The organism is Jeotgalibacillus proteolyticus, from assembly GCF_002926065.1.
Classification (GTDB): Bacteria; Bacillota; Bacilli; order Bacillales; family Jeotgalibacillaceae; genus Jeotgalibacillus; species Jeotgalibacillus proteolyticus.
On the sequence record NZ_PREZ01000010.1, the window covers coordinates 33,431 to 58,032 of the forward strand.

The 24,602-nt window shown below is 43.9% G+C and carries 40 protein-coding genes; all 40 read left to right on the plus strand.

Annotation, left to right across the window (positions count from 1 at the left end; genetic code table 11):
* The first annotated feature begins 75 nt into the window (after positions 1-75).
* The 40 genes from tuf to C4B60_RS20180 all read left to right on the plus strand — a co-directional run bounded on the left by tuf (position 76) and on the right by C4B60_RS20180 (position 24,575).
* A complete protein-coding gene (gene tuf, locus C4B60_RS19985; protein ID WP_104059737.1) occupies positions 76-1,266 on the plus strand; it encodes an elongation factor Tu in 1,191 nt (396 codons plus the stop codon).
* Between the two features lie 487 nt (positions 1,267-1,753).
* Positions 1,754-2,062 (plus strand): 30S ribosomal protein S10, encoded by a 309-nt coding sequence (gene rpsJ, locus C4B60_RS19990; RefSeq protein WP_104059792.1) that lies wholly within the window; start codon positions 1,754-1,756, stop codon positions 2,060-2,062.
* A 43-nt stretch (positions 2,063-2,105) separates the two neighbouring features.
* Positions 2,106-2,735 carry a 50S ribosomal protein L3 gene (rplC, locus tag C4B60_RS19995; RefSeq protein WP_104059738.1) on the plus strand — a complete coding sequence of 210 codons (630 nt, stop codon included), beginning with the start codon at positions 2,106-2,108 and terminating at the stop codon, positions 2,733-2,735.
* Positions 2,736-2,764: 29 nt separating this feature from the next.
* Complete coding sequence (gene rplD / locus C4B60_RS20000) at positions 2,765-3,388, plus strand: 50S ribosomal protein L4 (protein ID WP_104059739.1); 624 nt, start codon at positions 2,765-2,767, stop codon at positions 3,386-3,388.
* Positions 3,388-3,672 carry a 50S ribosomal protein L23 gene (gene rplW / locus C4B60_RS20005; protein WP_104059740.1) on the plus strand — a complete coding sequence of 95 codons (285 nt, stop codon included), beginning with the start codon at positions 3,388-3,390 and terminating at the stop codon, positions 3,670-3,672. The genes rplD and rplW overlap by 1 nt, the downstream gene beginning before the upstream one ends.
* A 34-nt stretch (positions 3,673-3,706) precedes the next feature.
* Complete coding sequence (gene rplB, locus C4B60_RS20010) at positions 3,707-4,537, plus strand: 50S ribosomal protein L2 (RefSeq protein ID WP_104059741.1); 831 nt, start codon at positions 3,707-3,709, stop codon at positions 4,535-4,537.
* A 60-nt stretch (positions 4,538-4,597) separates the two neighbouring features.
* Positions 4,598-4,876 (plus strand): 30S ribosomal protein S19, encoded by a 279-nt coding sequence (gene rpsS / locus C4B60_RS20015; RefSeq protein ID WP_104059742.1) that lies wholly within the window; start codon positions 4,598-4,600, stop codon positions 4,874-4,876.
* A 19-nt stretch (positions 4,877-4,895) separates the two neighbouring features.
* Complete coding sequence (rplV, locus tag C4B60_RS20020; protein WP_041054677.1) at positions 4,896-5,237, plus strand: 50S ribosomal protein L22; 342 nt, start codon at positions 4,896-4,898, stop codon at positions 5,235-5,237.
* 3 nt (positions 5,238-5,240) lie between these two features.
* Complete coding sequence (gene rpsC / locus C4B60_RS20025) at positions 5,241-5,903, plus strand: 30S ribosomal protein S3 (RefSeq protein ID WP_104059743.1); 663 nt, start codon at positions 5,241-5,243, stop codon at positions 5,901-5,903.
* 2 nt (positions 5,904-5,905) lie between these two features.
* The gene (rplP, locus tag C4B60_RS20030) at positions 5,906-6,340 is read left to right on the plus strand and encodes a 50S ribosomal protein L16 (RefSeq protein WP_104059744.1); all 435 of its coding nucleotides are present in this window, start codon (positions 5,906-5,908) and stop codon (positions 6,338-6,340) included.
* Entirely contained in the window at positions 6,330-6,530 is a 201-nt protein-coding gene (rpmC, locus tag C4B60_RS20035) for a 50S ribosomal protein L29 (protein WP_104059745.1), read from the plus strand. The genes rplP and rpmC overlap by 11 nt, the downstream gene beginning before the upstream one ends.
* Positions 6,531-6,552: 22 nt before the next feature.
* On the plus strand, positions 6,553-6,816 hold the full coding sequence (gene rpsQ, locus C4B60_RS20040; RefSeq protein ID WP_104059746.1) for a 30S ribosomal protein S17: 264 nt from the start codon (positions 6,553-6,555) through the stop codon (positions 6,814-6,816).
* A 42-nt stretch (positions 6,817-6,858) separates the two neighbouring features.
* Positions 6,859-7,227, plus strand: a complete 369-nt coding sequence (gene rplN, locus C4B60_RS20045) for a 50S ribosomal protein L14 (RefSeq protein WP_104059747.1) — start codon at positions 6,859-6,861, stop codon at positions 7,225-7,227.
* 36 nt (positions 7,228-7,263) lie between these two features.
* Complete coding sequence (rplX, locus tag C4B60_RS20050; protein WP_104059748.1) at positions 7,264-7,575, plus strand: 50S ribosomal protein L24; 312 nt, start codon at positions 7,264-7,266, stop codon at positions 7,573-7,575.
* 26 nt (positions 7,576-7,601) lie between these two features.
* On the plus strand, positions 7,602-8,141 hold the full coding sequence (gene rplE / locus C4B60_RS20055; RefSeq protein WP_104059749.1) for a 50S ribosomal protein L5: 540 nt from the start codon (positions 7,602-7,604) through the stop codon (positions 8,139-8,141).
* A 24-nt stretch (positions 8,142-8,165) separates the two neighbouring features.
* The gene (gene rpsN / locus C4B60_RS20060) at positions 8,166-8,351 is read left to right on the plus strand and encodes a 30S ribosomal protein S14 (RefSeq protein ID WP_010285078.1); all 186 of its coding nucleotides are present in this window, start codon (positions 8,166-8,168) and stop codon (positions 8,349-8,351) included.
* Positions 8,352-8,381: 30 nt separating this feature from the next.
* On the plus strand, positions 8,382-8,780 hold the full coding sequence (gene rpsH / locus C4B60_RS20065; protein WP_104059750.1) for a 30S ribosomal protein S8: 399 nt from the start codon (positions 8,382-8,384) through the stop codon (positions 8,778-8,780).
* A 31-nt stretch (positions 8,781-8,811) separates the two neighbouring features.
* Positions 8,812-9,348 carry a 50S ribosomal protein L6 gene (rplF, locus tag C4B60_RS20070; RefSeq protein ID WP_104059751.1) on the plus strand — a complete coding sequence of 179 codons (537 nt, stop codon included), beginning with the start codon at positions 8,812-8,814 and terminating at the stop codon, positions 9,346-9,348.
* Between the two features lie 33 nt (positions 9,349-9,381).
* Positions 9,382-9,744: a 50S ribosomal protein L18 gene (rplR, locus tag C4B60_RS20075; protein WP_104059752.1), complete on the plus strand. Its 363-nt coding sequence runs from the start codon at positions 9,382-9,384 to the stop codon at positions 9,742-9,744.
* A 23-nt stretch (positions 9,745-9,767) separates the two neighbouring features.
* Positions 9,768-10,268: a 30S ribosomal protein S5 gene (gene rpsE / locus C4B60_RS20080; protein WP_104059753.1), complete on the plus strand. Its 501-nt coding sequence runs from the start codon at positions 9,768-9,770 to the stop codon at positions 10,266-10,268.
* 13 nt (positions 10,269-10,281) lie between these two features.
* Complete coding sequence (gene rpmD, locus C4B60_RS20085) at positions 10,282-10,464, plus strand: 50S ribosomal protein L30 (RefSeq protein WP_041054725.1); 183 nt, start codon at positions 10,282-10,284, stop codon at positions 10,462-10,464.
* Positions 10,465-10,494: 30 nt separating this feature from the next.
* A complete protein-coding gene (rplO, locus tag C4B60_RS20090) occupies positions 10,495-10,935 on the plus strand; it encodes a 50S ribosomal protein L15 (RefSeq protein ID WP_104059754.1) in 441 nt (146 codons plus the stop codon).
* Positions 10,935-12,236 carry a preprotein translocase subunit SecY gene (secY, locus tag C4B60_RS20095; protein ID WP_104059755.1) on the plus strand — a complete coding sequence of 434 codons (1,302 nt, stop codon included), beginning with the start codon at positions 10,935-10,937 and terminating at the stop codon, positions 12,234-12,236. Before rplO ends, secY begins: the two co-directional genes overlap by 1 nt.
* 62 nt (positions 12,237-12,298) lie before the next feature.
* On the plus strand, positions 12,299-12,949 hold the full coding sequence (locus tag C4B60_RS20100) for an adenylate kinase (RefSeq protein ID WP_104059756.1): 651 nt from the start codon (positions 12,299-12,301) through the stop codon (positions 12,947-12,949).
* Positions 12,949-13,695 carry a type I methionyl aminopeptidase gene (gene map, locus C4B60_RS20105; RefSeq protein ID WP_104059757.1) on the plus strand — a complete coding sequence of 249 codons (747 nt, stop codon included), beginning with the start codon at positions 12,949-12,951 and terminating at the stop codon, positions 13,693-13,695. Before C4B60_RS20100 ends, map begins: the two co-directional genes overlap by 1 nt.
* 16 nt (positions 13,696-13,711) lie before the next feature.
* Entirely contained in the window at positions 13,712-14,005 is a 294-nt protein-coding gene (locus tag C4B60_RS20110; RefSeq protein ID WP_342365054.1) for a KOW domain-containing RNA-binding protein, read from the plus strand.
* Between the two features lie 21 nt (positions 14,006-14,026).
* Positions 14,027-14,245 carry a translation initiation factor IF-1 gene (gene infA, locus C4B60_RS20115; RefSeq protein WP_104059758.1) on the plus strand — a complete coding sequence of 73 codons (219 nt, stop codon included), beginning with the start codon at positions 14,027-14,029 and terminating at the stop codon, positions 14,243-14,245.
* A 38-nt stretch (positions 14,246-14,283) separates the two neighbouring features.
* A complete protein-coding gene (gene rpmJ, locus C4B60_RS20120; protein WP_000868344.1) occupies positions 14,284-14,397 on the plus strand; it encodes a 50S ribosomal protein L36 in 114 nt (37 codons plus the stop codon).
* 23 nt (positions 14,398-14,420) lie between these two features.
* Positions 14,421-14,786 carry a 30S ribosomal protein S13 gene (gene rpsM, locus C4B60_RS20125; RefSeq protein ID WP_104059759.1) on the plus strand — a complete coding sequence of 122 codons (366 nt, stop codon included), beginning with the start codon at positions 14,421-14,423 and terminating at the stop codon, positions 14,784-14,786.
* A gap of 25 nt (positions 14,787-14,811) precedes the next feature.
* On the plus strand, positions 14,812-15,201 hold the full coding sequence (gene rpsK, locus C4B60_RS20130; protein WP_041054868.1) for a 30S ribosomal protein S11: 390 nt from the start codon (positions 14,812-14,814) through the stop codon (positions 15,199-15,201).
* 175 nt (positions 15,202-15,376) lie between these two features.
* The gene (locus tag C4B60_RS20135; protein ID WP_104059760.1) at positions 15,377-16,321 is read left to right on the plus strand and encodes a DNA-directed RNA polymerase subunit alpha; all 945 of its coding nucleotides are present in this window, start codon (positions 15,377-15,379) and stop codon (positions 16,319-16,321) included.
* 55 nt (positions 16,322-16,376) lie between these two features.
* Positions 16,377-16,757 carry a 50S ribosomal protein L17 gene (gene rplQ / locus C4B60_RS20140; protein WP_104059761.1) on the plus strand — a complete coding sequence of 127 codons (381 nt, stop codon included), beginning with the start codon at positions 16,377-16,379 and terminating at the stop codon, positions 16,755-16,757.
* A 373-nt stretch (positions 16,758-17,130) separates the two neighbouring features.
* Positions 17,131-17,970 (plus strand): energy-coupling factor ABC transporter ATP-binding protein, encoded by an 840-nt coding sequence (locus C4B60_RS20145; RefSeq protein WP_104059762.1) that lies wholly within the window; start codon positions 17,131-17,133, stop codon positions 17,968-17,970.
* The gene (locus C4B60_RS20150; protein ID WP_104059763.1) at positions 17,946-18,812 is read left to right on the plus strand and encodes an energy-coupling factor ABC transporter ATP-binding protein; all 867 of its coding nucleotides are present in this window, start codon (positions 17,946-17,948) and stop codon (positions 18,810-18,812) included. The genes C4B60_RS20145 and C4B60_RS20150 overlap by 25 nt, the downstream gene beginning before the upstream one ends.
* Complete coding sequence (locus tag C4B60_RS20155) at positions 18,809-19,612, plus strand: energy-coupling factor transporter transmembrane component T family protein (protein WP_104059764.1); 804 nt, start codon at positions 18,809-18,811, stop codon at positions 19,610-19,612. The genes C4B60_RS20150 and C4B60_RS20155 overlap by 4 nt, the downstream gene beginning before the upstream one ends.
* A gap of 12 nt (positions 19,613-19,624) precedes the next feature.
* Positions 19,625-20,404: a tRNA pseudouridine(38-40) synthase TruA gene (gene truA, locus C4B60_RS20160; RefSeq protein WP_104059765.1), complete on the plus strand. Its 780-nt coding sequence runs from the start codon at positions 19,625-19,627 to the stop codon at positions 20,402-20,404.
* A gap of 187 nt (positions 20,405-20,591) precedes the next feature.
* The gene (gene rplM, locus C4B60_RS20165; protein ID WP_104059766.1) at positions 20,592-21,029 is read left to right on the plus strand and encodes a 50S ribosomal protein L13; all 438 of its coding nucleotides are present in this window, start codon (positions 20,592-20,594) and stop codon (positions 21,027-21,029) included.
* 26 nt (positions 21,030-21,055) lie between these two features.
* Positions 21,056-21,448 carry a 30S ribosomal protein S9 gene (gene rpsI / locus C4B60_RS20170; RefSeq protein WP_104059767.1) on the plus strand — a complete coding sequence of 131 codons (393 nt, stop codon included), beginning with the start codon at positions 21,056-21,058 and terminating at the stop codon, positions 21,446-21,448.
* Positions 21,449-21,600: 152 nt separating this feature from the next.
* Positions 21,601-22,314 (plus strand): class I SAM-dependent methyltransferase, encoded by a 714-nt coding sequence (locus tag C4B60_RS20175; protein WP_104059768.1) that lies wholly within the window; start codon positions 21,601-21,603, stop codon positions 22,312-22,314.
* 425 nt (positions 22,315-22,739) lie between these two features.
* Positions 22,740-24,575, plus strand: coding sequence for a heavy metal translocating P-type ATPase (locus tag C4B60_RS20180; protein ID WP_104059769.1), 1,836 nt, complete (start codon positions 22,740-22,742; stop codon positions 24,573-24,575).
* The last annotated feature ends 27 nt before the right edge of the window (positions 24,576-24,602 follow it).

Genomic DNA, 24,602 nt, shown 5'->3' on the forward strand with positions numbered 1-24,602 from the left:
GGGAGTACCTGCGTACTTCTTTATTCCATAACAATAAAAAACTAATCTTTAACTATCCAAAGGAGGATTTCCCAAATGGCTAAGGAAAAATTCGACCGTTCGAAAACCCATGCGAATATTGGAACAATCGGACACGTTGACCATGGTAAAACAACTTTAACTGCTGCAATTACAACTGTACTTCACAAGAAATATGGTCGTGGAACAGCAATGGCATATGATCAAATTGATGGTGCTCCAGAAGAGCGCGAGCGCGGAATCACAATCTCAACTGCACACGTTGAGTACGAAACTGACACTCGTCACTATGCACACGTTGACTGCCCAGGACACGCTGACTATGTTAAAAACATGATCACTGGTGCTGCACAAATGGACGGCGGGATCCTAGTAGTATCTGCTGCTGACGGCCCAATGCCTCAAACACGTGAGCACATCCTTCTTTCTCGTCAAGTAGGTGTACCTTACCTTGTTGTATTCATGAACAAATGTGACATGGTAGACGACGAAGAGCTTCTTGAACTAGTTGAAATGGAAATCCGCGATCTTCTTTCTGATTACGATTTCCCTGGCGATGATGTTCCTGTAATCAAAGGTTCTGCTCTTAAAGCTCTTGAAGGAGATGCTGAGTGGGAAGAAAAAATCTATGAGCTTATGGAAGCAGTAGATAGCTACATCCCAACTCCAGAGCGTGACACTGAAAAACCATTCATGATGCCTGTTGAGGATGTATTCTCAATCACTGGCCGTGGTACGGTTGCTACAGGACGTGTTGAGCGTGGACAAGTTAAAGTCGGTGACGTAATTGACATCATCGGTTTCACTGATGAGCCAAAATCAACAACTGTAACAGGTGTTGAAATGTTCCGTAAACTTCTTGACTATGCAGAAGCTGGTGACAACATTGGTGCACTTCTTCGTGGTGTATCACGTGATGACATCAACCGTGGACAAGTTCTTGCTAAGCCAGGAACAATCACTCCACACACAAACTTCAAAGCTGAAGTTTATGTTCTTTCAAAAGAAGAAGGTGGACGTCACACTCCATTCTTCTCTAACTACCGCCCTCAGTTCTACTTCCGTACAACTGACGTAACTGGCGTTTGTAACCTTCCTGAAGGAGTAGAAATGGTTATGCCTGGCGACAACATCGAAATGACTGTTGAGCTAATCTCTCCTATCGCAATCGAAGAAGGAACTAAGTTCTCTATTCGTGAAGGTGGACGTACAGTAGGCGCTGGCGTTGTTGCTTCTATCCAGAAGTAATTTCTGCTGACACTAACAACAATCCCTGCAGCTATTTGGCTGCAGGGATTTTTTATATTCTCCAGGTCCAGGATAAGGAGTAGTAAGATTTCAGGAAGAAGGAAAGCAGCTATTACTATATAGAAGAAACTCAGTTTTATAAGTACTGTTCTTTCTGATCTACTATCCGGTAAGCGTAAGAGAATAGAGGGTTGAATCGTTGCTGTAGTGGGACAAATCTTTATAAAACCTACGAATTTTCTGCCTATTTTCATATGACTTGAAACATGGAAGCATCCCTACTATAATGAAGAAAGTGTGAAAGAAAACTAATTTCGTAAAAAGACTTGCGTGATCAACTAGTACACGGTATAATGTTTAATGTTGGTCTTTGACTGCGATGAAGCGGGAGGTTGCCGACACACCCGGCCGCTTTGCCATGGCTGGTGTGTGGGAAATTTTCGCGGAGAATGTCTATTTCAAAATAGGCGAAAAAGGAGGGAAAATAATGGCAAAACAAAAAATTCGTATCCGTTTGAAGGCGTATGATCACAGAATCCTTGATCAGTCCGCAGAGAAAATCGTTGAAACTGCAAAACGTTCAGGTGCAAGTGTATCGGGTCCAATCCCGTTGCCGACTGAAAAGTCTATCTACACGATCCTGCGTGCGGTACACAAATACAAGGATGCTCGTGAGCAGTTTGAAATGCGCACACACAAACGTCTTGTAGATATTGTGAATCCAACACCACAAACGGTAGATGCACTTATGCGTCTTGATTTACCGTCTGGCGTTGACATCGAAATTAAACTTTAATTCAAACAAATACAATATAAAAACAAATTAGGAGGTGTGACTAATGACCAAAGGAATCTTAGGTAGAAAGATTGGAATGACTCAAGTTTTTGCTGAAAATGGTGACTTGATCCCTGTAACTGTAATCCAGGCAACGCCAAACGTTGTTCTTCAAAAGAAGGCAGTTGATACAGACGGATACGAGGCTATCCAGTTAGGTTTTGAAGATAAGCGTGCAAAGCTTTCTAATAAACCTGAAGGCGGCCACGCTGCTAAAGCAGAAACTGCTCCTAAGCGCTTCGTCCGTGAAGTACGCGGTGTAGAACTTGGAGAGTATGAGGTTGGTCAAGAAGTCAAAGTTGATATTTTCGCAGAAGGCGATGTAGTGGATGTGACAGGTATTTCGAAGGGTAAAGGTTTCCAGGGTGCAATCAAGCGCCACAACCAATCCCGCGGACCTATGTCTCACGGTTCACGTTATCACCGTCGTCCCGGTTCAATGGGTCCTGTAGATCCAAACCGTGTATTCAAAGGTAAACTATTACCTGGACGTATGGGCGGAGAAAGAGTAACAGTTCAGAACCTATCAATCGTTAAGGTTGATGCTGAACGTAATCTGCTTCTTGTTAAAGGAAACGTTCCTGGTCCTAACAAGACGCTAATTCAAGTAAATAGTGCGGTTAAATCTAAATAATAGACGCTATCGGAAAGGAGGAAACAGGAATGCCTAAAGTATCTCTATACAAACAGGATGGTTCAACAGCTGGTGAACTCGAGCTTAACGAATCAATCTTCGGTATCGAGCCAAACAACGCAGTGATGTTTGAGGCTGTTGTCATGCAACGCGCATCACTTCGCCAAGGATCACACAAAGTAAAAAATCGTTCCGCAGTACGCGGCGGTGGACGTAAGCCATGGCGCCAAAAAGGTACAGGTCGTGCCCGTCAAGGTTCAATCCGCTCACCACAATGGCGTGGAGGTGGAGTTGTCTTCGGACCAACACCACGCAGCTACAGCTACAAGCTTCCTAAAAAAGTTCGTCGCTTAGCGATTAAATCAGCTCTTTCTTCCAAAGTGGTTGAAGAGAATATCTTAGTACTAGAGGCGCTTTCATTTGAATCGCCAAAAACAAAGGAATTTGCATCAGTATTGAAAAACCTTTCAGTAGACAAAAAAGTCCTAGTAGTGACTGACGGTCTTGATGAAAATGTTGCTCTTGCTGGACGTAATATTCCTGGAGTAACAATCGTAGCTGCTAACGGAATCAGCGTTCTTGACGTACTTGGTCACGACAAGTTGATTATGACGAAGGATGCAGTTCAAAAAGTAGAGGAGGTGCTTGTATAATGGAAGCTCGTGATATCATTAAGCGCCCCGTAATTACTGAACGTTCTTCAGACCTTATGGGTGAGAAGAAATACACGTTCGAAGTCGACACTCGTGCCAACAAAACTCAGGTTAAACATGCTATTGAAGAAGTTTTTGGTGTAGACGTTGCAAAAGTTAACATCATGAACTACAAAGGGAAATACAAGCGCATGGGCCGTTATGCTGGGTATACCAACAAACGTCGCAAAGCAATTGTAACTCTTACTCAAGAAAGCAAAGAAATCGAATTTTTCGAAGCTTAATATTAACTGATATTTAGAAGAGGAGGGAATAAGAATGGCGATTAAAAAGTACAAACCTACCTCCAACGGTCGTCGCGGCATGACAACTTCTGATTTTGCTGAAATCACTACAAGCACTCCGGAAAAATCACTTCTTGCGCCTATTAAGCGTAAAGGTGGCCGTAACAACCAAGGTAAGTTAACCGTTCGTCATCAAGGTGGCGGTCATAAGCGTCAATACCGTGTCATCGATTTCAAACGTAACAAAGATGGCATTCCAGGACGCGTTGCCACAATCGAGTATGATCCAAACCGTTCAGCAAACATTGCACTAATCAATTATGCTGATGGAGAAAAACGCTACATCCTAGCTCCTAAAGGACTAGTTGTAGGAATGGAAGTAATGGCTGGTCCTGAAGCGGACATTAAAACAGGTAATGCACTTCCACTTATCAACATCCCAGTTGGTACAATCATTCACAACATCGAGCTTAAGCCTGGTAAAGGTGGTCAGCTGGTACGTTCTGCTGGTACATCTGCACAGGTGCTTGGTAAAGAAGGCAAGTACGTTCTTGTACGCCTTAACTCTGGTGAGACTCGTATGATCCTTGCTACTTGCCGTGCAACAGTAGGGCAGGTTGGTAACGAGCAGCACGAACTTATTAACATTGGTAAAGCAGGCCGTTCACGCTGGTTAGGCAAACGCCCAACTGTACGTGGATCTGTAATGAACCCGAACGATCACCCACACGGTGGTGGTGAAGGTAAAGCTCCAATCGGACGTAAGTCACCAATGTCACCATGGGGCAAACCAACTCTTGGTTACAAGACTCGTAAGAAATCAAACAAATCCGATAAATTTATCGTACGTCGTCGTAAAAAATAACGGGATTGAGCTACGGTTCAACAATCGAGCCGTAGGACAATCACGAAGGGAGGTTCCAATATGGGTCGCAGCTTGAAAAAAGGACCTTTTGTGGACGATCATTTAATGGTAAAAGTTGAGAAGCTAAATGAAGCAGACAAGAAGCAGGTTGTTAAAACTTGGTCTCGTCGTTCAACGATCTTCCCAGCATTCATCGGTCATACAATCGCTGTATACGATGGACGCAAACATGTTCCAGTATACGTCACAGAAGACATGGTAGGACACAAGCTTGGTGAATTCGCACCTAGCCGTACGTACAAAGGCCATGGTAACGATGACAAGAAAACAAGACGCTAATTGAGAGGAGGCTATCCTAATGCAAGCTAAAGCTGTTGCGAGAACAGTTCGTATTGCTCCTCGTAAAGTACGCCTAGTAGCAGATTTAATCCGCGGCAAGCAGGTTGGTGAGGCGGTTGCAATTTTAAACCACACTCCACGTTCTGCTTCTCCGGTAGTTGAAAAGGTATTGAAATCTGCTGTAGCGAACGCTGAGCATAACTACGATATGGACATCAATAATCTAGTGATTACAGAGGCCTATGTAAATGAAGGTCCAACACTTAAACGTTTCCGTCCACGTGCGATGGGCCGTGCAAGTGCAATCAACAAACGTACCAGCCACATTACAATCGTGGTATCTGAAAAAAAGGAGGGATAATGCGTGGGTCAAAAAGTACATCCAATTGGACTACGTATCGGAGTCATTCGTGACTGGGAATCAAAATGGTTCGCAGGCAAAGACTATGCAGATCTTCTTCATGAAGACCTTAAAGTCCGTGACTACATTGAAGGACGCCTTAAAGAAGCATCAGTTTCTAAGGTTGAAATCGAGCGTGCGGCTAACCGCATTAACATTACAATTCACACTGCTAAGCCTGGTATGGTAATTGGTAAAGGTGGTACTGAAGTGGAAGCACTTCGTAAAGACCTTAACAAAATTACTAACAAGCGTGTTCACATCAATATCGTTGAAATCAAAAGAGCGGATCTTGATGCGAAACTTGTAGGTGAAAACATTGCACGTCAACTGGAAAACCGTGTGTCTTTCCGTCGTGCACAAAAACAATCAATTCAACGCACAATGCGCGCTGGCGCTAAAGGGATCAAAACTCAGGTTTCTGGTCGTCTTGGCGGAGCGGATATCGCACGTGCTGAACATTATAGCGAAGGTACTGTTCCACTTCATACTCTTCGTGCTGACATCGACTACGCTCACGTTGAAGCGGATACTACGTATGGTAAGCTCGGAGTTAAAGTATGGATCTATCGTGGAGAAGTTCTTCCTACCAAGAACAAGAAGAATTCCGAGGAAGGAGGAAACTAATCATGTTATTGCCTAAACGCGTTAAATATCGTCGTGTACACCGCGGGAAAATGCGCGGTCAAGCGAAAGGCGGTACTGAGGTAACTTTCGGTGAATACGGCCTGCAAGCAGTGGATGCCAGCTGGATCACAAACCGTCAAATCGAATCTGCCCGTATTGCTATGACACGTTACATGAAACGTGGCGGTAAAGTATGGATCAAAATCTTTCCACACAAGCCTTACACGAAAAAACCTCTTGAAGTCCGAATGGGTTCTGGTAAAGGTGCTCCTGAAGGATGGGTAGCGGTTGTAAAGCCTGGCAAGATTATGTTTGAAATTGCAGGAGTATCAGAAGAGGTGGCACGTGAAGCCCTTCGTCTTGCTGCACACAAACTTCCTGTTAAGTGCAAGTTTGTAAAACGTGAAGAAATTGGTGGTGAATCAAATGAAAGCTAATGAAATTCGTGACCTTACCACTGCTGAAATTGAACAAAAGGTTAAATCACTGAAAGAAGAGCTTTTCAACCTGCGTTTCCAACTTGCAACTGGCCAATTGGAAAACACAGCTCGCATCCGTGAAGTACGTAAAGCCATTGCTCGCATGAAAACCGTGATTCGTGAAAGAGAAATTGGCGCAAACAACTGATAACTGAGAGGAGGTTTGCAGCATGAGTGAACGCAACCAGCGTAAAGTCTACACCGGTCGTGTCGTGTCTGACAAAATGGATAAAACGATTACTGTATTGGTAGAGACTCAAAAGAAACATTCACTTTATGGCAAACGAGTAAAATACTCTAAAAAGTACAAAGCTCACGACGAACAAAACGAAGCCAAAATTGGCGACATCGTTCGTGTAATGGAAACACGCCCGCTTTCAGCAACTAAACGTTTCCGTCTATTGGAAGTCGTAGAAAAAGCGGTTATTATCTAATACATTGTTCGGATATGTTTATTCCGAAGGGAGGTAACCTACATGATTCAACAAGAATCCCGTTTAAAAGTAGCTGACAATTCTGGTGCACGTGAAGTATTAACAATCAAAGTACTTGGTGGCTCTGGCCGCAAAACTGCTAACATTGGTGATGTGATCGTGTGCACAGTGAAACAAGCAACACCAGGAGGCGTTGTTAAAAAGGGTGAAGTTGTGAGAGCAGTAGTTGTTCGCACAAGAAGCGGAGTACGCCGTGTTGATGGAACTTACATCAAATTCGACGAAAACGCTTGTGTCATTATTAAAGATGACAAGAGCCCTCGTGGTACACGTATCTTTGGACCGGTTGCTCGTGAACTTCGTGACAACAGCTTCATGAAGATCGTTTCTCTAGCACCAGAAGTTCTTTAATTGATCAATACCACCGTATCAAGGAGGTGCGATAGGATGCACGTTAAAAAAGGCGATAAAGTAATGGTTATTTCGGGCAAGGATAAAGGCAAGACTGGAACAATTCTTGCAGCTTTCCCTAAAAAAGACCGCGTGCTTGTTGAGGGTGTAAACATCGTCAAGAAGCACTCTAAACCTTCTCAAATGAATCCACAAGGTGGAATCAGCAACCAGGAGGCAGCAATTCACGTTTCAAACGTGATGCTAATCGATCCAAAAACAAACGAACCAACTCGTGTTGGCTTCAAAGTTGAGGACGGTAAAAAAGTACGTATTGCAAAAAAATCAGGTGAATCTTTAGATAAATAGTTCAAGAAGAAGGGAGGTACTCAAGAATGAACCGCCTAAAAGAAAAGTTCAATAGCGAAATCACACCTGCTTTGGTTAACAAATTTAACTACACTTCTGTGATGCAGGTACCTAAAATCGAAAAAATCGTAATCAACATGGGTGTTGGTGACGCAGTTCAAAACACTAAATCTCTAGATACAGCTGTTGAGGAATTAGCGACAATCACTGGTCAAAAGCCATTGATTACAAAAGCTAAAAAATCAATCGCAGGCTTCCGTCTACGTGAAGGTATGCCAATCGGAGCGAAAGTTACACTTCGCGGCGAGCGCATGTACGAATTCCTAGACAAGCTTATCTCTGTATCTCTTCCACGTGTACGTGACTTCCGTGGTATTTCTAAGAAGTCATTCGACGGTCGCGGAAACTACACTCTTGGTGTTAAAGAGCAGCTTATCTTCCCAGAGATCGATTATGATAAAGTATCCAAGGTTCGTGGCATGGACATCGTAATTGTTACAACAGCGAATTCTGATGAAGAATCTCGTGAATTGCTTACACAATTCGGTATGCCATTCCAAAAGTAATCTCTATAAAAGGGAGGCGTAAACGTGGCTAAAAAATCAATGATTGCGAAACAAAAACGCACACAAAAATTCAAAGTACAAGAGTATACTCGCTGCGAACGTTGCGGACGTCCACACTCAGTACTGCGCAAATTTAAGCTTTGCCGTATTTGTTTCCGTGAACTAGCATACAAGGGTCAAATTCCTGGCGTTAAGAAAGCCAGCTGGTAAAACCCGATTTTGGGAAGGAGGTAAAATAATATGACAATGACAGATCCAATCGCAGATTTGTTGACTCGCATTCGTAATGCGAACCAAGTTCGTCACGAGAAGCTTGAGGTTCCTGCTTCCAACATCAAAAAGGAAATTGCAGAAATCCTGAAACGTGAAGGTTTTATCCGTGATGTAGAATACATCGAGGACAACAAGCAAGGGATTATCCGTATCTTCTTAAAATACGGTACAAATAACGAACGTGTTATCACTGGCCTTAAGCGTATTTCTAAACCTGGTCTTCGTGTTTATGCTAAAGCTGACGAAGTTCCACGCGTACTGAACGGCTTAGGAATTGCATTAGTGTCAACTTCCAACGGTGTATTTACAGACAAAGAAGCTCGCTCTAAACAAGTTGGCGGAGAAGTTCTAGCATACGTTTGGTAATATTTTTGAATAGGAATGGAGGTGCAACAGAATGTCTCGCGTAGGTAAAAAACCAATTGAGGTACCTTCTGATGTAACGCTTACTATTAACGGTTCAACCGTTACAACTAAAGGACCTAAAGGTGAATTAACTTTCACTTTCAATTCTGAAATGAAGTTCGAACAAGAAGGTACTACACTTACTGTAGTCCGTCCTTCTGATTCCAAAGACCACCGTACAATCCACGGTACAACCCGTGCGATTTTGAACAACATGATTCAAGGTGTAGCTAAAGGATTCGAACGCGGCCTTGAGTTAGTTGGGGTCGGTTATCGTGCTCAAAAACAAGGAAACAAATTGATTCTTAACGTTGGATACTCTCACCCTGTTGAGATGACTCCAGAAGAAGGAATTGAAGTTGAAGTTCCTTCAAATACAAAAATCATCATTAAAGGTGCGAGCAAAGAGCGCGTAGGTGCACTTGCTGCTAACATCCGTGCTGTACGTCCTCCAGAGCCTTACAAAGGTAAAGGAATCCGTTATGAAGGCGAACAAGTTCGTCGTAAAGAAGGTAAAACAGGTAAATAATGCCGCTTAGGCGCATGAAAGGAGTGACCTTGATTGATTACAAAAGCTGACAAGAATGCGGTACGTAAAAAACGTCATGCACGTGTACGTTCTAGAATCACTGGAACGGAGTCTCGTCCACGTTTAAACATTTTCCGCTCTAACAAGCACATTTACGCTCAATTAATCGATGATGTGAATGGCGTAACACTAGCTAGCGCTGGAACATCTGACAAGGAGCTTGGCATTGAAGCTGGCGGAAACGCTGAAGCTGCAGCTAAAGTAGGCGAGCTTATCGCTAAACGCGCAGTAGAAAAAGGTATGAAATCAGTCGTATTTGACCGTGGAGGCTATCTATATCACGGACGTGTAAAAGCTCTTGCAGATGCTGCACGTGAAAACGGACTTGAATTTTAATAGAAAAAGGAGGGACAATCCAGATGCGTCGCATTGATCCAAACAAACTCGAACTTGAAGAACGCGTAGTTACGATTAACCGTGTCGCTAAGGTTGTTAAAGGTGGACGCCGCTTCCGTTTCTCTGCTCTTGTAGTAGTAGGCGACAAGAACGGCCACGTAGGATTCGGTACAGGTAAAGCCCAAGAGGTTCCTGATGCGATCCGTAAAGCAATCGAAGACGCGAAGAAAAATCTTGTTGAAGTACCAATGGTAGGAGGAACAACTCCTCACCTAGTAACAGGTCGCTTTGGAGCAGGTTCAATCCTGATCAAGCCAGCTTCTCCTGGTACAGGAATCATCGCTGGTGGACCGGTTCGTGCGGTACTTGAGCTTGCAGGTGTCGCTGACATCCTATCTAAATCTCTAGGATCTAACACACCAATCAACATGGTTCGTGCCACTATTAACGGTCTTACGCAGCTTAAGCGTGCAGAAGACGTCGCGAAACTTCGTGGCAAATCAGTGGAAGAACTGTTAGGATAAGGAGGGAAATTTGATGGCGAATAAACTAGCAATTACCCTCACTCGCAGCTTGATCGGCCGTAACAAAGATCAACGCAAAACAGTTGAAGCACTAGGTTTGCGCAAAACAAACCAAACGGTTGAGCAACAAGATAATGCTGCGATCCGTGGTATGATTAACAAAGTTTCTCACTTGGTATCAGTCAAAGAACTTTAATATAATGTCTATCAACAAGGAGGTGCCACTATGAAACTTCATGAGTTAAAACCTGCAGAAGGTTCTCGTAAGGAGCGTAATCGTGTAGGACGCGGTATCGGTTCTGGTAACGGTAAAACTTCTGGTAAAGGTCACAAAGGTCAAAACGCCCGTTCAGGCGGCGGAGTACGTCCTGGCTTCGAGGGTGGTCAAAACCCACTAGCACGTCGTCTTCCAAAGCGTGGATTCACAAATATCCACCGCAAGGAATTCACTGTTGTGAACCTTGATGCGTTAAACCGTTTCGAAGAAGGTACTGAAGTAACACCAGAACTTCTTATCGAAACTGGTGTTGTAAGCAAAGAAAGAGCGGGTATCAAGATTCTTGCAAAAGGGAAAATCGAGAAGAAACTAACTGTTAAAGCTCACAAATTCTCTTCTACTGCTAAAGAAGCGATCGAAGCTGCTGGCGGAACAACTGAGGTGGTTTAATGTTTCGTACAATCTCCAATTTTATGCGCGTGGGTGATATAAGAAACAAAATTATTTTCACCCTTTTAATGTTGGTGGTATTCCGAATTGGAACATTTATACCCGTTCCAGGTGTAGATGCAAGCGTGTTACAGGCACAGGACGAAATGGCCGGCCTGATCGGCTTCATGAATACATTTGGCGGTGGAGCTTTGATCAACTTCTCTATTCTTGCGATGGGAATCATGCCGTACATTACGGCATCCATCATTGTTCAGCTTTTGCAAATGGACGTAGTACCGAAATTTGCAGAGTGGGCAAAGCAGGGGGATGTTGGCCGACGCAAGCTCACTCAATTTACAAGATATTTCACTATCGTCCTTGGTTTCATCCAGGCGATCGGAATGTCTTACGGGTTTAACCGTATGTATGGAGGAACGTTAATCCAGGATACTTCCATTGGAACGTATCTTCTGATTGCGATTGTTCTGACTGCGGGTACTGCCTTCTTAATGTGGTTAGGAGAGCAAATCACGGCAAAGGGAGTTGGAAACGGAATTTCCATCATCATCTTTGCAGGTATCGTGGCAGCTATTCCTAACGCCGTTAATCAAATTTACGTGCAGCAAATTCAGGGAGCTGGAGAGCAGCTTTTCTTGAATATCATTATCATGCTTTTACTTGTATTAGCAGTTATTGCAATTACAGTCGGGGTTATCTTTATTCAGCAGGCGCTGCGTAAAATCCCTGTACAGTATGCAAAACGTGTGGGAGGGAAAAATGCTCCCGGCACGGGTGGTCAATCGACTCACCTGCCTTTAAAAGTAAATGCTGCGGGTGTAATTCCGGTTATCTTCGCGATTTCCTTTATTATTACCCCTCAAACCTTAGTAACCTTCTTCGGATCTAACAACATCACGACGACGATCCAGGAAGTGTTCGATTATACTCAGCCAATCGGGATGACCATTTATGTCGGTTTAATTATCGCGTTTACGTATTTTTATGCCTTCATTCAGGTTAATCCGGAAAACATGGCTGAAAACCTTAAGAAACAAGGCGGTTACATCCCAGGCATCCGTCCGGGAAGAGCAACTCAGGATTACCTGACAAGCGTTCTGTACCGTTTAACTTTTGTAGGAGCTATTTTCTTATCTGTGATCTCAATTCTTCCGATTTTCTTCATTAACCTTGCGGGACTTCCTCAATCCGTTCAAATAGGCGGTACAAGTCTTTTGATCGTTGTAGGGGTTGCGCTTGAAACAATGAAGCAATTGGAGTCACAGCTGGTGAAACGGAACTACAAAGGATTTATGAGATAATCACATGGTTTTGGGGGTCTTTTGACTGCCCCGAAGCCCATCAAATTTGAGGGGGCTTACTTGTGAATATTGTTTTAATGGGATTACCTGGAGCCGGTAAAGGCACTCAGGCTGATCAGATTGTAGATAAATATAAAATTCCTCATATCTCTACAGGGGATATGTTCCGCGCTGCAATTAAAAACGGCACGGAATTAGGCTTAGAAGCAAAATCGTATATGGACCAGGGTGAACTGGTACCGGATGAAGTAACCATCGGGATTGTACGTGAGCGATTAAGTAAGGATGACTGCAGCAATGGTTTCTTGCTCGATGGATTCCCAAGAACAGTGGCTCAGGCGGCAGCGCTTGACCAGTTACTGGCTGATCTTGGCAAGAATATAGACTATGTTCTAAACATCAAGGTGGACTATGATAAATTGGTTGAACGCCTCACAGGACGCTGGATTTGCAGAGACTGTGGAACTGCGTATCACACCATCTTCAATCCTCCTGCAGTAGAGGGCAAATGTGATAAAGACGGTGGAGAGCTTTACCAGCGTGATGATGACAAGCCTGAAACTGTTAAGAATCGTTTAGATGTAAATATGAAACAAACGCAGCCACTTCTTGACTTCTATGGTCAAAAAGGCGTGTTGGAAGACATTAATGGCCAACAGGATATCAAAAAGGTATTCGTTGATATTGATGACTTGCTCGGAGGCCTTCGCTAATGATCATTTGCAAGACTCCTCGCGAGCTCGAGATCATGCGCGAAGCAGGCAAGATTGTTGCGTTAACCCATCAGGAGTTGCAAAAGCATATTGCGCCTGGAATCACGACGAAGGAACTCGATGCGATTGCTGATCGGTTTATCCGGCAGCATGACGCGGTTCCGTCCTTTAAAGGATACAATGGTTTTAGCGGCAGCATCTGTGCTTCGGTTAATGAAGAGCTTGTTCATGGGATTCCGGGTAACCGGAAGCTAAAAGATGGAGACATCATCTCTATCGATATCGGTGCGCATTACAAAGGCTACCATGGAGATTCAGCCTGGACTTATCCGGTCGGCAGTATTACTGCTGACACACAGAAGCTACTTACTGTCACGGAAGAATCACTTTTTCTTGGACTTAAGGAAGCTAAATCCGGGGTTCGTCTTTCGAACATTTCTCATGCCATACAAACCTATGTTGAAGATCATGCATTTTCAATTGTACGGGAGTATGTTGGGCACGGAGTTGGGCAAGACTTGCATGAGGCACCACAAATTCCTCATTATGGACCTCCCAACAAAGGACCGCGCCTGAAGCCCGGCATGGTACTAGCCATTGAACCGATGGTGAATGCAGGAAGTCGTTATGTTAAAACTCTTTCTGATAACTGGACAGTAGTGACCGTAGATGGTAAAATGTGTGCGCATTTTGAACACACGATTGCCATTACTGAGGACGGTTATGAAATCCTGACAAAAGCCTAAGTGAAGGTGATCCTTATTGTTTGATTCCGATTCGCCCCCCGGGATAGGGCAGATTGTGCATGTGAACAAGGGCCGTGATGCTTTGACATACGCGGTTGTCATTCATCGGTTGGATGAGAAGTTTGTTTTAATTGCGGATGGCGAACGCCGGAAGTTCGACCGCCCCAAGAAGAAAAACATTCAGCATTTGACTTCATGCGATTATGTATCCCCGGAGGTTCAAAATAGTATATCTGAAACTGGGCGTGTGACAAATGGAAAACTGCGTCATGCAGTACAATCATTTGTTCATGAGATCCTGAAAGCTTGATAAAGAAGGGAGACTTGTTCGATGGCGAAAGACGATGTTATTGAAATTGAAGGAACCGTAGTTGAGACTTTGCCTAACGCAATGTTTAAGGTAGAATTAGAGAATGGTCACAGTGTGCTTGCACACGTTTCCGGTAAAATTCGCATGCATTTTATTCGGATCTTACCAGGCGACCGGGTAACAGTGGAGCTTTCTCCATATGACTTGACGCGTGGCCGTATCACTTACCGTTACAAATAATCTTTTGCACTCCGAACCACTAAGGAGGTTTAGATAAGATGAAAGTCAGACCATCTGTTAAGCCGATCTGCGAAAAGTGTAAAGTCATCCGCAGACGCGGCAAAGTAATGGTGATTTGCGAAAATCCTAAGCATAAACAAAAACAAGGCTAATAAAGAAGGAGGTGCTCTATTAAATGGCACGTATTGCTGGTGTAGACATTCCGCGTGACAAACGCGTTGTGATCTCTCTAACGTATATCTTTGGTATTGGAAAATCAACAGCAGGTCAAATTCTTGCTGAAGCAGGCGTATCTGAAGACACTCGCGTTCGCGATTTGACTGAAGATGAGCTTAATAAAATCCGTGAAATCGTTGACCGTTTGAAAGTTGAAGGTGACCTTCGCCGTGAAGTATCCCTTAACATCAAACGTCTAATGGAAATCGGTTCGTACCGTGGCCTTCGTCACCGTCGTGGACTTCCTGTTCGCGGACAGCACACGAAGAACAATGCACGTACTCGTAAAGGTCCTCGTAAGACCGTAGCTAACAAGAAAAAATAATTAGTAAAGGAGGTTTCTTCTTAACATGGCACGTAAACAACAAACTCGTAAGCGTCGTGTGAAAAAGAATATCGAAGCTGGTATTGCTCACATTCGCTCAACTTTTAACAATACAATCGTGATGATTACAGATACTCATGGTAATGCAATTGCATGGTCAAGTGCTGGTTCACTTGGTTTCAGAGGATCTCGTAAATCTACTCCATTCGCAGCTCAAATGGCAGCTGAAACAGCAGCTAAAGCTTCTATGGAACATGGTCTAAGAACTCTTGAAGTAACAGTAAAAGGTCCTGGTGCAGGTCGTGAAGCGGCTATCCGTGCACTTCAAGCTGCAGGTCTTGATGTAACGGCGATTAAAGACGTTACTCCAGTTCCACATAATGGCTGCCGCCCACCTAAACGTCGTCGTGTTTAATTTTTCTGTATAAAATCTGGATCCTTGTCGATACTGGGATCATAGATTCCTTCGTACAGAAAATGAAAGATCCGGTTGTAAAGCACAATGGGTATGATAGACATGGGGAATTTCGGAATGATTCATAGAATCAAAACATCCGGGATTTCGACGTTTTGAAGGAGGGTAAATTTGAATGATCGAAATTGAAAAGCCAAAAATTGAGACGGTTGAGATCAACGATGATGCCAAGTACGGAAAATTCGTTGTAGAGCCACTAGAGCGTGGATATGGTACAACATTGGGTAACTCCTTGCGTCGTATCCTGTTATCCTCACTTCCTGGTGCTGCAATCACTTCAATTCAAATTGACAGTGTTCTTCACGAATTTTCAACTATTGAAGGTGTCGTAGAGGACGTTACAACAATCATTTTGAATATCAAGAAGCTGGCATTAAAGATCTATTCAGATGAAGAAAAAACACTTGAAATTGATGTGCAAGGCGATGGCGTGATCACAGCTGCTGACATTACCCATGACAGCGACGTTGAGATTTTAAACCCTGACCTGTACATTGCAACGATTGGCAAAAACGGACATCTTCGTATGCGTTTAAGCGCATCACGCGGCCGCGGCTACACGCCTGCTGATCAAAACAAGCGTGAGGATCTACCGATTGGTGTTATTCCAATTGACTCGATTTACACACCTGTTTCTCGTGTAAACTATCAGGTTGAAAATACTCGTGTTGGTCAAATGACGAATTTCGATAAGCTTTCTCTTGATGTCTGGACAGATGGAAGCATTGGTCCTAAGGAAGCAATTGCTTTAGGTGCTAAGATTCTGACAGAACACCTTAATATTTTTGTAGGTTTGACGAATGAAGCGCAGAATGCAGAAATCATGGTAGAGAAAGAGGAAGACCAGAAAGAAAAAGTTCTTGAGATGACGATCGAAGAGCTGGATTTATCTGTTCGTTCTTATAACTGCCTGAAGCGTGCAGGAATCAACACTGTTCAGGAGCTGGCTAACAAGTCAGAAGAGGACATGATGAAGGTGCGTAACCTCGGACGCAAATCACTTGAAGAAGTTAAGGCTAAATTAGATGATCTTGGATTGGGACTTCGCAGAGAAGACTGATTCAGGTCGAACGAATAAAAGTTAGACACCATTTCAACAAAGGAGGGAACCCTTCATGGCATACAGAAAGTTAGGACGTACAAGCTCTCAGCGTAAAGCACTTCTACGTGACCTTACGACAGACTTGATCGTTAACGAACGCATTGAAACAACTGAAACTCGTGCGAAAGAACTTCGCTCAGTAGCAGAAAAAATGATCACACTTGGAAAACGCGGTGACTTGCACGCACGTCGTCAAGCAGCTGCTTACATCCGTCGTGATAAAGCCGTTACAACGAATGAAGAAGGCGCTGAGTCTTCAGTATACGCTCTTCAAAAGTTATTTGACGATGTAGCACCACGCTACGCAGAGCGTCAAGGCGGATATACTCGCATCATGAAAGTTGGTCCTCGTCGTGGAGACGGCGCACCAATGGTTATTATCGAATTAGTTTAATTCGTACACTTACAGAGGGCGGAACAGTTAGAGCCTAACTGCTCTCGCCCTCTTTCTTTAAAAGCTACCAGATTTAATACGACGACAAGCAAAAAGCAGAGTGTTACGATGGGCAGGCTTTAGGTTTTACCTAACCCTGTCGCGTCTAGCTCTTAGCACCTCATTCATCCATCGTCACAATGGATAGGAACGTATAGATTTGATAATCAAGCGAGCGCATTTCCTTGAATGAGGTGCGCGCTTTTTTTGTATAAAAAGGTTTTTGATCCAGATGAGTAGAGAATAGCAAGTATATAGAGAGAATCTAGCATCAGCTGCAATCCTTTTAAAAGCAAAGGTGCTGGCTGCCAGTTTAGTCAGGAGGTTTGAATAGATGTCACGCGAAGTTATTTCACTGGACTCTATCACATTTCACTACCCAGGTTCAGAGCAGCAGGTGCTAAAGAATGTTTCCTTTTCAGTGCGTGAAGGGGAATGGGTAGCCATTGTAGGTCATAACGGCTCCGGCAAATCAACACTTGCCAAATTAATGAATGGACTTTATTTTCCTAAAGCGGGAAGTATTCATATAGCGGGTAAAAAGCTTGAAAAAGACACAGTATGGGAGACAAGGAAGCATATCGGGATGGTCTTTCAAAATCCGGATAATCAATTTGTCGGAACAACCGTGCAAGATGATGTGGCTTTTGGCTTGGAGAACCATGGCGTCCCTCATGAGGATATGGTCAGGCGTGTTCACAGCGCACTGAGACAGGTGAAAATGGATGACTTTCTAAATCAAGAGCCACACCATCTGTCAGGCGGCCAAAAGCAGCGGGTGGCGATGGCGAGTGTGCTGGCTCTCCAGCCCGATATCATTATTCTGGATGAAGCCACTTCCATGCTTGATCCAACAGGACGGCAGGAGGTGATCTCACTGGTTCGCGCTTTAAAGCAGGAGCAGGAGATGACCGTTCTTTCCATTACGCATGATTTAGAAGAGGCTGCAAAAGCGGATCGCCTGATTGTCATGAACCAGGGAGAGGTTTACCGTACGGGTACACCCGAGGAAATTTTCGAGCTCGGTGATGAATTGGTCAGTTTAGGGCTGGATTTACCCTTTCCGATCAAAATGGGAAACGCATTAAAAGCGCAGGGTGTTCCGGTGCAGGGACAGCATTTAACAGAAGAAGAGTTGGTGAATGAGCTATGGACATCTCACTTCAAGAAGTAGAATATCGTTATGCGGCGGGGTCGCCATTTGAAAAAAAAGCAGTTGAGAACGTCTCATTCACGGTTTCAAGCGGTGAGTGTGTTGCCGTTATTGGTCATACAGGGTCAGGTAAATCAACGATTCTGCTGCATCTTAATGCGCTGTTAAAACCGACTTCAGGCTCAGTAGTCATCGGAGACAGAACGGTAAAGGCTGGACGCAAGGAAAAGGACTTAAAGCCGATACGTCAAAAGGTTGGCATCGTCTTTCAATTTCCTGAGCAGCAGCTCTTTGAAGAAACTGTTCTGAAGGATATTTGTTATGGTCCAATGAACTTTGGCGTGAGTGAGGAAGAAGCAAAATGCCGTGCAGTCTATTGGATCAAGCAGGTTGGTTTGTCAGAGGAGATTCTGCAGGAATCCCCGTTTGATTTATCAGGCGGACAAATGAGGCGGGTAGCCATTGCAGGTGTTCTTGCGATGGAGCCTGAGGTGCTTGTACTCGATGAGCCGACTGCGGGACTCGATCCCCGAGGACGCAAGGAAATGATGAACATGTTTTTCCGTCTTCATAAAGAAAGAAAGATGACCATGATCCTTGTTACCCACAGCATGGAGGACGCAGCGGATTACGCTGATAAGGTTGTCGTGCTTCATAAAGGCAAAAAGGTCCATGAGGGCACTCCGCGAGAGCTCTTCAGTGACGCTGAGCGCCTTTCTGAGTGGGGTCTTGGGGTTCCGGAGGTTGTAAGGTTCCAACGGATGCTTGAGGCCAAAGCAGGGCGCAAATTGCCAGGAATCTGTTTATCGATTGAGGAGCTGGCAGCCTCCTTTAGCGAGCTGTCAGGAGGTAAGGCAACATGATGGAAAAAATGATCTTTGGACGCTACATTCCTGCTGATTCCATTGTCCATCGCATGGACCCCAGAGCGAAGCTGATTTTTGTTTTTGCCTTTATTGCGATTATATTTTTAGCAGATAACGCCTGGGCGTATGGAATAGCGGCTATTTACACACTGGCATCCATCTGGATGTCAGGCATTACGGTTCGCTTTTTAATCAGCGGCCTAAAGCCTGTTATGATTCTGATTGCCTTCACCTTCATTCTTCAAATCTTTTTTGCGAGGGAAGGAAGAGTCGTGCTGGATCTTGGCTTCCTGACGATTTACGAAGAAGGGATAAGGCAGGCGTTTATGATTTCAACACGCTTTTTACTATTAGTCTTTATGACTTCTCTCTTAACGCTGACAACCACGCCTATTTCCATTACAGATGGTCTTGAGAGTCTGCTGAATCCTTTAAAGAAAATTAAATTCCCGGCCCATGAGCTTGCCTTGATGATGTCCATTGCACTGCGGTTTATCCCAACGCTGATGGACGAAACAGACAAGATTATGAAGGCGCAGATGGCCAGAGGGTCAGATATGTCGAGCGGTCCGTTAAAAGACAGAATTAAAGCCGTTGTACCGTTAATGATTCCATTATTTGTGAATGCCTTTAAACGGGCTGAGGATCTGGCAACAGCGATGGAGGTAAGAGGCTATCGCGGCGGCGAAGGCAGAACGAAGTACCGGTTATTAAACTGGCATATCCGTGATACGATGGCTCTTTTCACACTGATTATCTTGGCTGGAATTTTAAGCTGGATGAGGTTTTGGCTGTAAGGAGGATTTTGAATGCCCAGATTTAAATGCATCATTTCATACGACGGGGCCGGCTTTTTCGGTTATCAGGTCCAGGCGCGGGGGAGAACCGTCCAGGGAGAGCTCGAGCGTGTCTTAACAGAGATCCATAAAGGCAAAAGGACACGGGTGACAGCAAGCGGCCGTACAGACGCCCGTGTGCATGCTGTAGGGCAGGTTATTCATTTTGACACTGATTACAGCATCCCGGCCGAAAGATGGCCTGTCGTGTTAAATCAGAAGCTTCCGGACGATATTGTGGTTATGAATGTGGAGGAAGCAGACCCTGACTTCCATGCACGGTTCCAGACAAGCGGGAAAGAATACCGCTATGTTATTGACAGAGGCGAATTTCCCACCCCGTTTCGCCGCCACTACGCCGTTCACCATCCTGTGACGATTGATCTTGCACTGATGCGGGAAGCTGCCCGGCATTTTGTAGGCGAGCATGACTTTACAAGCTTTTCTGTCGCAAAATCAGCGGTAGTCGATCGCGTAAGGACCATTGAGTATTTTGATATTATCGAACAGGGCTCTGAATGGATCTTTATCGTAAAGGGCAATGGCTTCTTATATAATATGGTCCGGATTATGGTCGGAACACTTTTAGAGGTAGGCAGCGGCAAATACACCCCTGCTGACATCCCTGAAATGTTAAAGGCGAAAAACCGGAGTGCAGCCGGAAAAACAGCTCCTCCTCACGGCCTTTATTTATGGAAGGTAGAATACGGTGAGCGGGGCAAAGGAAAGGTTTCTGAAGAAATCGTTGAGTGAAAAAGTTTTTTATTAAAACAACTCGACCTGGTGTAACATCCCCTTGACATACGGGCTGAAACGTTATATTATAGCCTATGGTATGTATTTCACCCCATTGATGAGACCCGGACCTCATCAAGTGATGTGTTCAAATACGGCTCAAAAGAATAGATGAAACATTTTAAACTTATTAGGAGGTAAACTCATGCGTACAACATTTATGGCTAAAGGTCACGAAGTAGAACGCAAGTGGCTCGTAGTAGATGCTGAGGGTAAAACTCTTGGACGTCTTGCTAGTGAAGTTGCTGCAATCTTGCGTGGTAAAAATAAACCGACATTCACTCCACACGTTGATACAGGTGATCACGTGATCATCATCAATGCTGAAAAAATTCACCTTACAGGTAAAAAGCTTACTGACAAGATCTACTACCGTCACAGCTTGCACCCAGGTGGTTTGAAGCAGCGTACTGCATTAGAAATGCGTACAAACTACCCTACGAAAATGCTTGAACTAGCAATTAAAGGGATGCTTCCAAAGAACTCTCTTGGACGTCAAATCTTCAAGAAGCTTCACGTATATGCTGGAGCAGAGCACCCACACGCAGCACAAAAACCAGAAGCGTACGAGCTACGCGGTTAATTTAACCTAAAGAGGAGGGAATTATCTTGGCACAAGTTCAATATATCGGAACAGGTCGTCGTAAAAGTTCTGTAGCACGTGTACGTCTAGTACCAGGTGACGGACAAATCGTGATCAACGGACGCGAAGTAGAAAACTACATTCCATTCGCAGCATTGCGCGAAGTAATCAAACAACCACTAAACATTACTGAAACTCTTGGTAACTACAATATTTTCGTAAATGTTAACGGTGGTGGCTACACTGGACAAGCTGGAGCAATCCGTCATGGAATTTCACGTGCATTGCTTCACGTTGACCCAGAATACCGTGGCGCACTTAAGAGCGCGGGTCTACTAACTCGTGACTCTCGCATGAAAGAGCGTAAGAAGCCAGGTCTTAAAGGCGCTCGTCGTGCACCTCAGTTCTCAAAACGTTAATCTTTGCTTTTACAAAACTCTCAGCCTTTATGCTGGGAGTTTTTTTGTGTTTTAACAATCAAAAACAGGTAATGGGTTGAAAGCAATGAAGGCTACGGTAAAAACGAATTATCATTATACTATACATATTAAGTGTCCAAAGGGAGGATGAGATGAGCAAAAATACGAGAGACATCTATAACATACTAGCTTCTACGTACCAAAACGATATTGATGAGGGGAGTCCTTATAACGCTTATTATGAACGCCCCGCTATGATGGCTTCTTTGCCTTCTCCATTAAAAGGAAAAAAGGTGCTGGATGCCGGCTGCTCGGCTGGATGGTATTCAGCCCAGTTGTGGCAGCAGGGAGCGATTGTTACGGGAGTGGATGTGAGTCCTGAAATGGTAAATGCAGCGAATCAGCGTTTAGGCGGACAGGCATCATTTTATTGTCTCGATCTTCAGGAACCGCTCCCGTTTGAGGCAGATTCATTTGATGTGATTGTCAGCTCACTTACGCTTCATTATTTAAAGGATTGGACTGCTGTCTTTCAGGAATTTAACCGCATTCTAAAAGTTGGGGGAACCCTCTTATTTTCAGTTCATCATCCATTTATGGATTGGACAAGATATGAATGTAAAGATTATTTTAAAACTCAATTGTTAACAGAAACCTGGAATAAACCAACTGTTACGATTGACGTCAGCTTTTATCGAAGACCTCTGCAGCAGATCGTGAACGATACCACCCGATTTTTTCATCTTGATCAATTGATTGAGCCTCAGCCAATAGAAAAAATGAGAACGGTAAATGAAAAATCTTATAACTATCTCATGACAAACCCTCATTTTCTTATCGTAAGAGCTGTGTCAAAAAAGAAATGAGGATCTCGTAATGGAGATTGACTCTTAGCGTTCTTGCATATCCTCTTGACTAGATAAAAGCATATGGACAATTTATAAATTTAGTAACGTGAGGTGAACGGAGTGGAAGGGGGCGACTCCTGCGGGATGAAGCGGGAGCTTGAGATCCACTTGCGTAGCAAGTTAGCTCAAGCCCCGTCCCGCGGAAAGCGTCCCCCTGAAGCGCAGTGAACCGGGTAAAGAGGGTGAAATACACACTTTTCTTAACCTCTTCACTAGTTAGAAAACAGCTGGCTATGATACTCATTATCAATTAGAGTAGTAAATCCTCAGTAAAATTGACAAATATTTTGTTTAGGAATACAATAAATTATAATAATTCTAATTAATGGATTTGATAATTTAGTTTCATTCTAAATAAAATAAAGTTAGTAGGTGAATTGAGAATGCTGCGCTATTTGATGAAGACTCTCCAGGGTCAATTTCTTCTGGTTGGTATTTTATTCACTGGATTTGGATTTATCTTCGCAGGAGTTAATGAGGGTTATAGTCCATTTTTATTTTATATTGCCATTTTCTTCTTAGGTTTTTTTACTGCAAAAGAAGCGGTCGTTGAGACCGTTAAATCAAAATCGCCCAATGTGGATTTGTTAATGCTGCTCGCGGCAATTGGAGCTGTTTCGATTAATTATGAATCTGAAGCGGCTGTTTTACTGTTGATTTTTGCCGGTGCAGAAGCGCTGGAGGATTATGCCTCAAACAAATCAACAAAAGCGATATCGGAATTAATGTCTCAGGTTCCTTCTACCGCTCATGTGTTAAAGGAAAGTGGAGAAGTCGTTGAGGTTCCGACTGAACGTTTGGAGCTTGGGGACATGGTGGTTGTATCGAAAGGAGAACAAATTCCGATTGATGGGTTTACGGATCGAAACACGATGGTCAACGAATCTGCTTTAACGGGCGAAGCGGTTCCTGTTGAAAAAGAAGACGGGGCTGAAGTATTTGCCGGAACGATTAATGAGGGGAATGTTTTTTATCTGAAAGTGAATAAACGAAGCAGTGAAACGGTTTTTTCAAACATTATTCGAATGGTTGAAGAAGCACAAAATAGACCCTCTAACATTTCTAAATTTATCGACCGGATTGAATCGAAATATGTCATTGGCGTCTTGCTCGCTGTTCCGATTTTTATCGCCATCCTGTATTTAGTTAACGGTTTTACGTTTCAGGAGGCCTTTTACAGAGGGATGGTCCTGCTGACAGTCGCCAGTCCGTGTGCATTAGTCGCTTCTGTTACACCTGCTACACTAAGCGCCATTAGCAATGGAGCAAAAAATGGTGTGCTGTTTAAAGGCGGAGCGGCGATGGAAGCCCTTAGTACGATGGATATTCTGTACAGTGACAAAACTGGGACCATTACAATGGGTGATTTTAAAGTGGTGGATTATGAAGTGGATGAAGCCAGTTTAGCGGAAGTGGTGTATATGGAGCAGCAATCCAGCCATCCAATCGCCGAGGCAATTGTCGCTGCATTTAAGGAGTTAAACCTTGATTTGGTTGATCAGACACAGCCTGTCGAGGAAGCGGCCGGCTCCGGGGTTAGAAAAGGCGATATTAAAGTGGGGAAACCTGCTGCTTTTGAGGGCTATGAAGATCCCGCTCATTACCGCAGTAAAGAAACAGCAGGCAATACAACGATCCTTGTAGGAAAAGATCATATAATTATCGGCTATTTGTCGCTTTCAGACCAGGTCCGTAAAGAATCCGCACCGGCTATTTCCGGATTTCAACGGGAGGGTGTAGAGGTTACTTTGTTAACCGGGGATAATGAAAAGGCAGCAAAAAAAGTTGCCGATGAGGTAGGGATTAGTCATTACGTTGCATCACTCCTGCCGGAGGATAAAATTAAATTTATTCATAACAGCAAGGAGAAGAACAAAGTAGTTGGGATGATCGGGGACGGGATCAACGATGCTCCGGCACTCGCAAACGCAGATATCGGTATTGCAATGGGGAGCGGATCCTCTGTTGCCATGGAGTCAGCGGATGTTGTTATCGTGAAAAATGATTTATCCAAATTATTCTCAAGTTTTAAACTCAGCCATAAGCTGAATCGAATTATTTCAGCGAATGTTTTCTTTTCAATTGCGGTAATTATTGTACTGGTCATATTAAACCTTTTCGGCTTGTTAAATTTGCCTACAGCTGTCCTGTTTCATGAAGGGTCAACGATTTTAGTGATTTTAAACGGACTGCGATTAGTAAGACAGGGACAGGAATAAAATGAATTTGGATGGTAAAATGGCTGG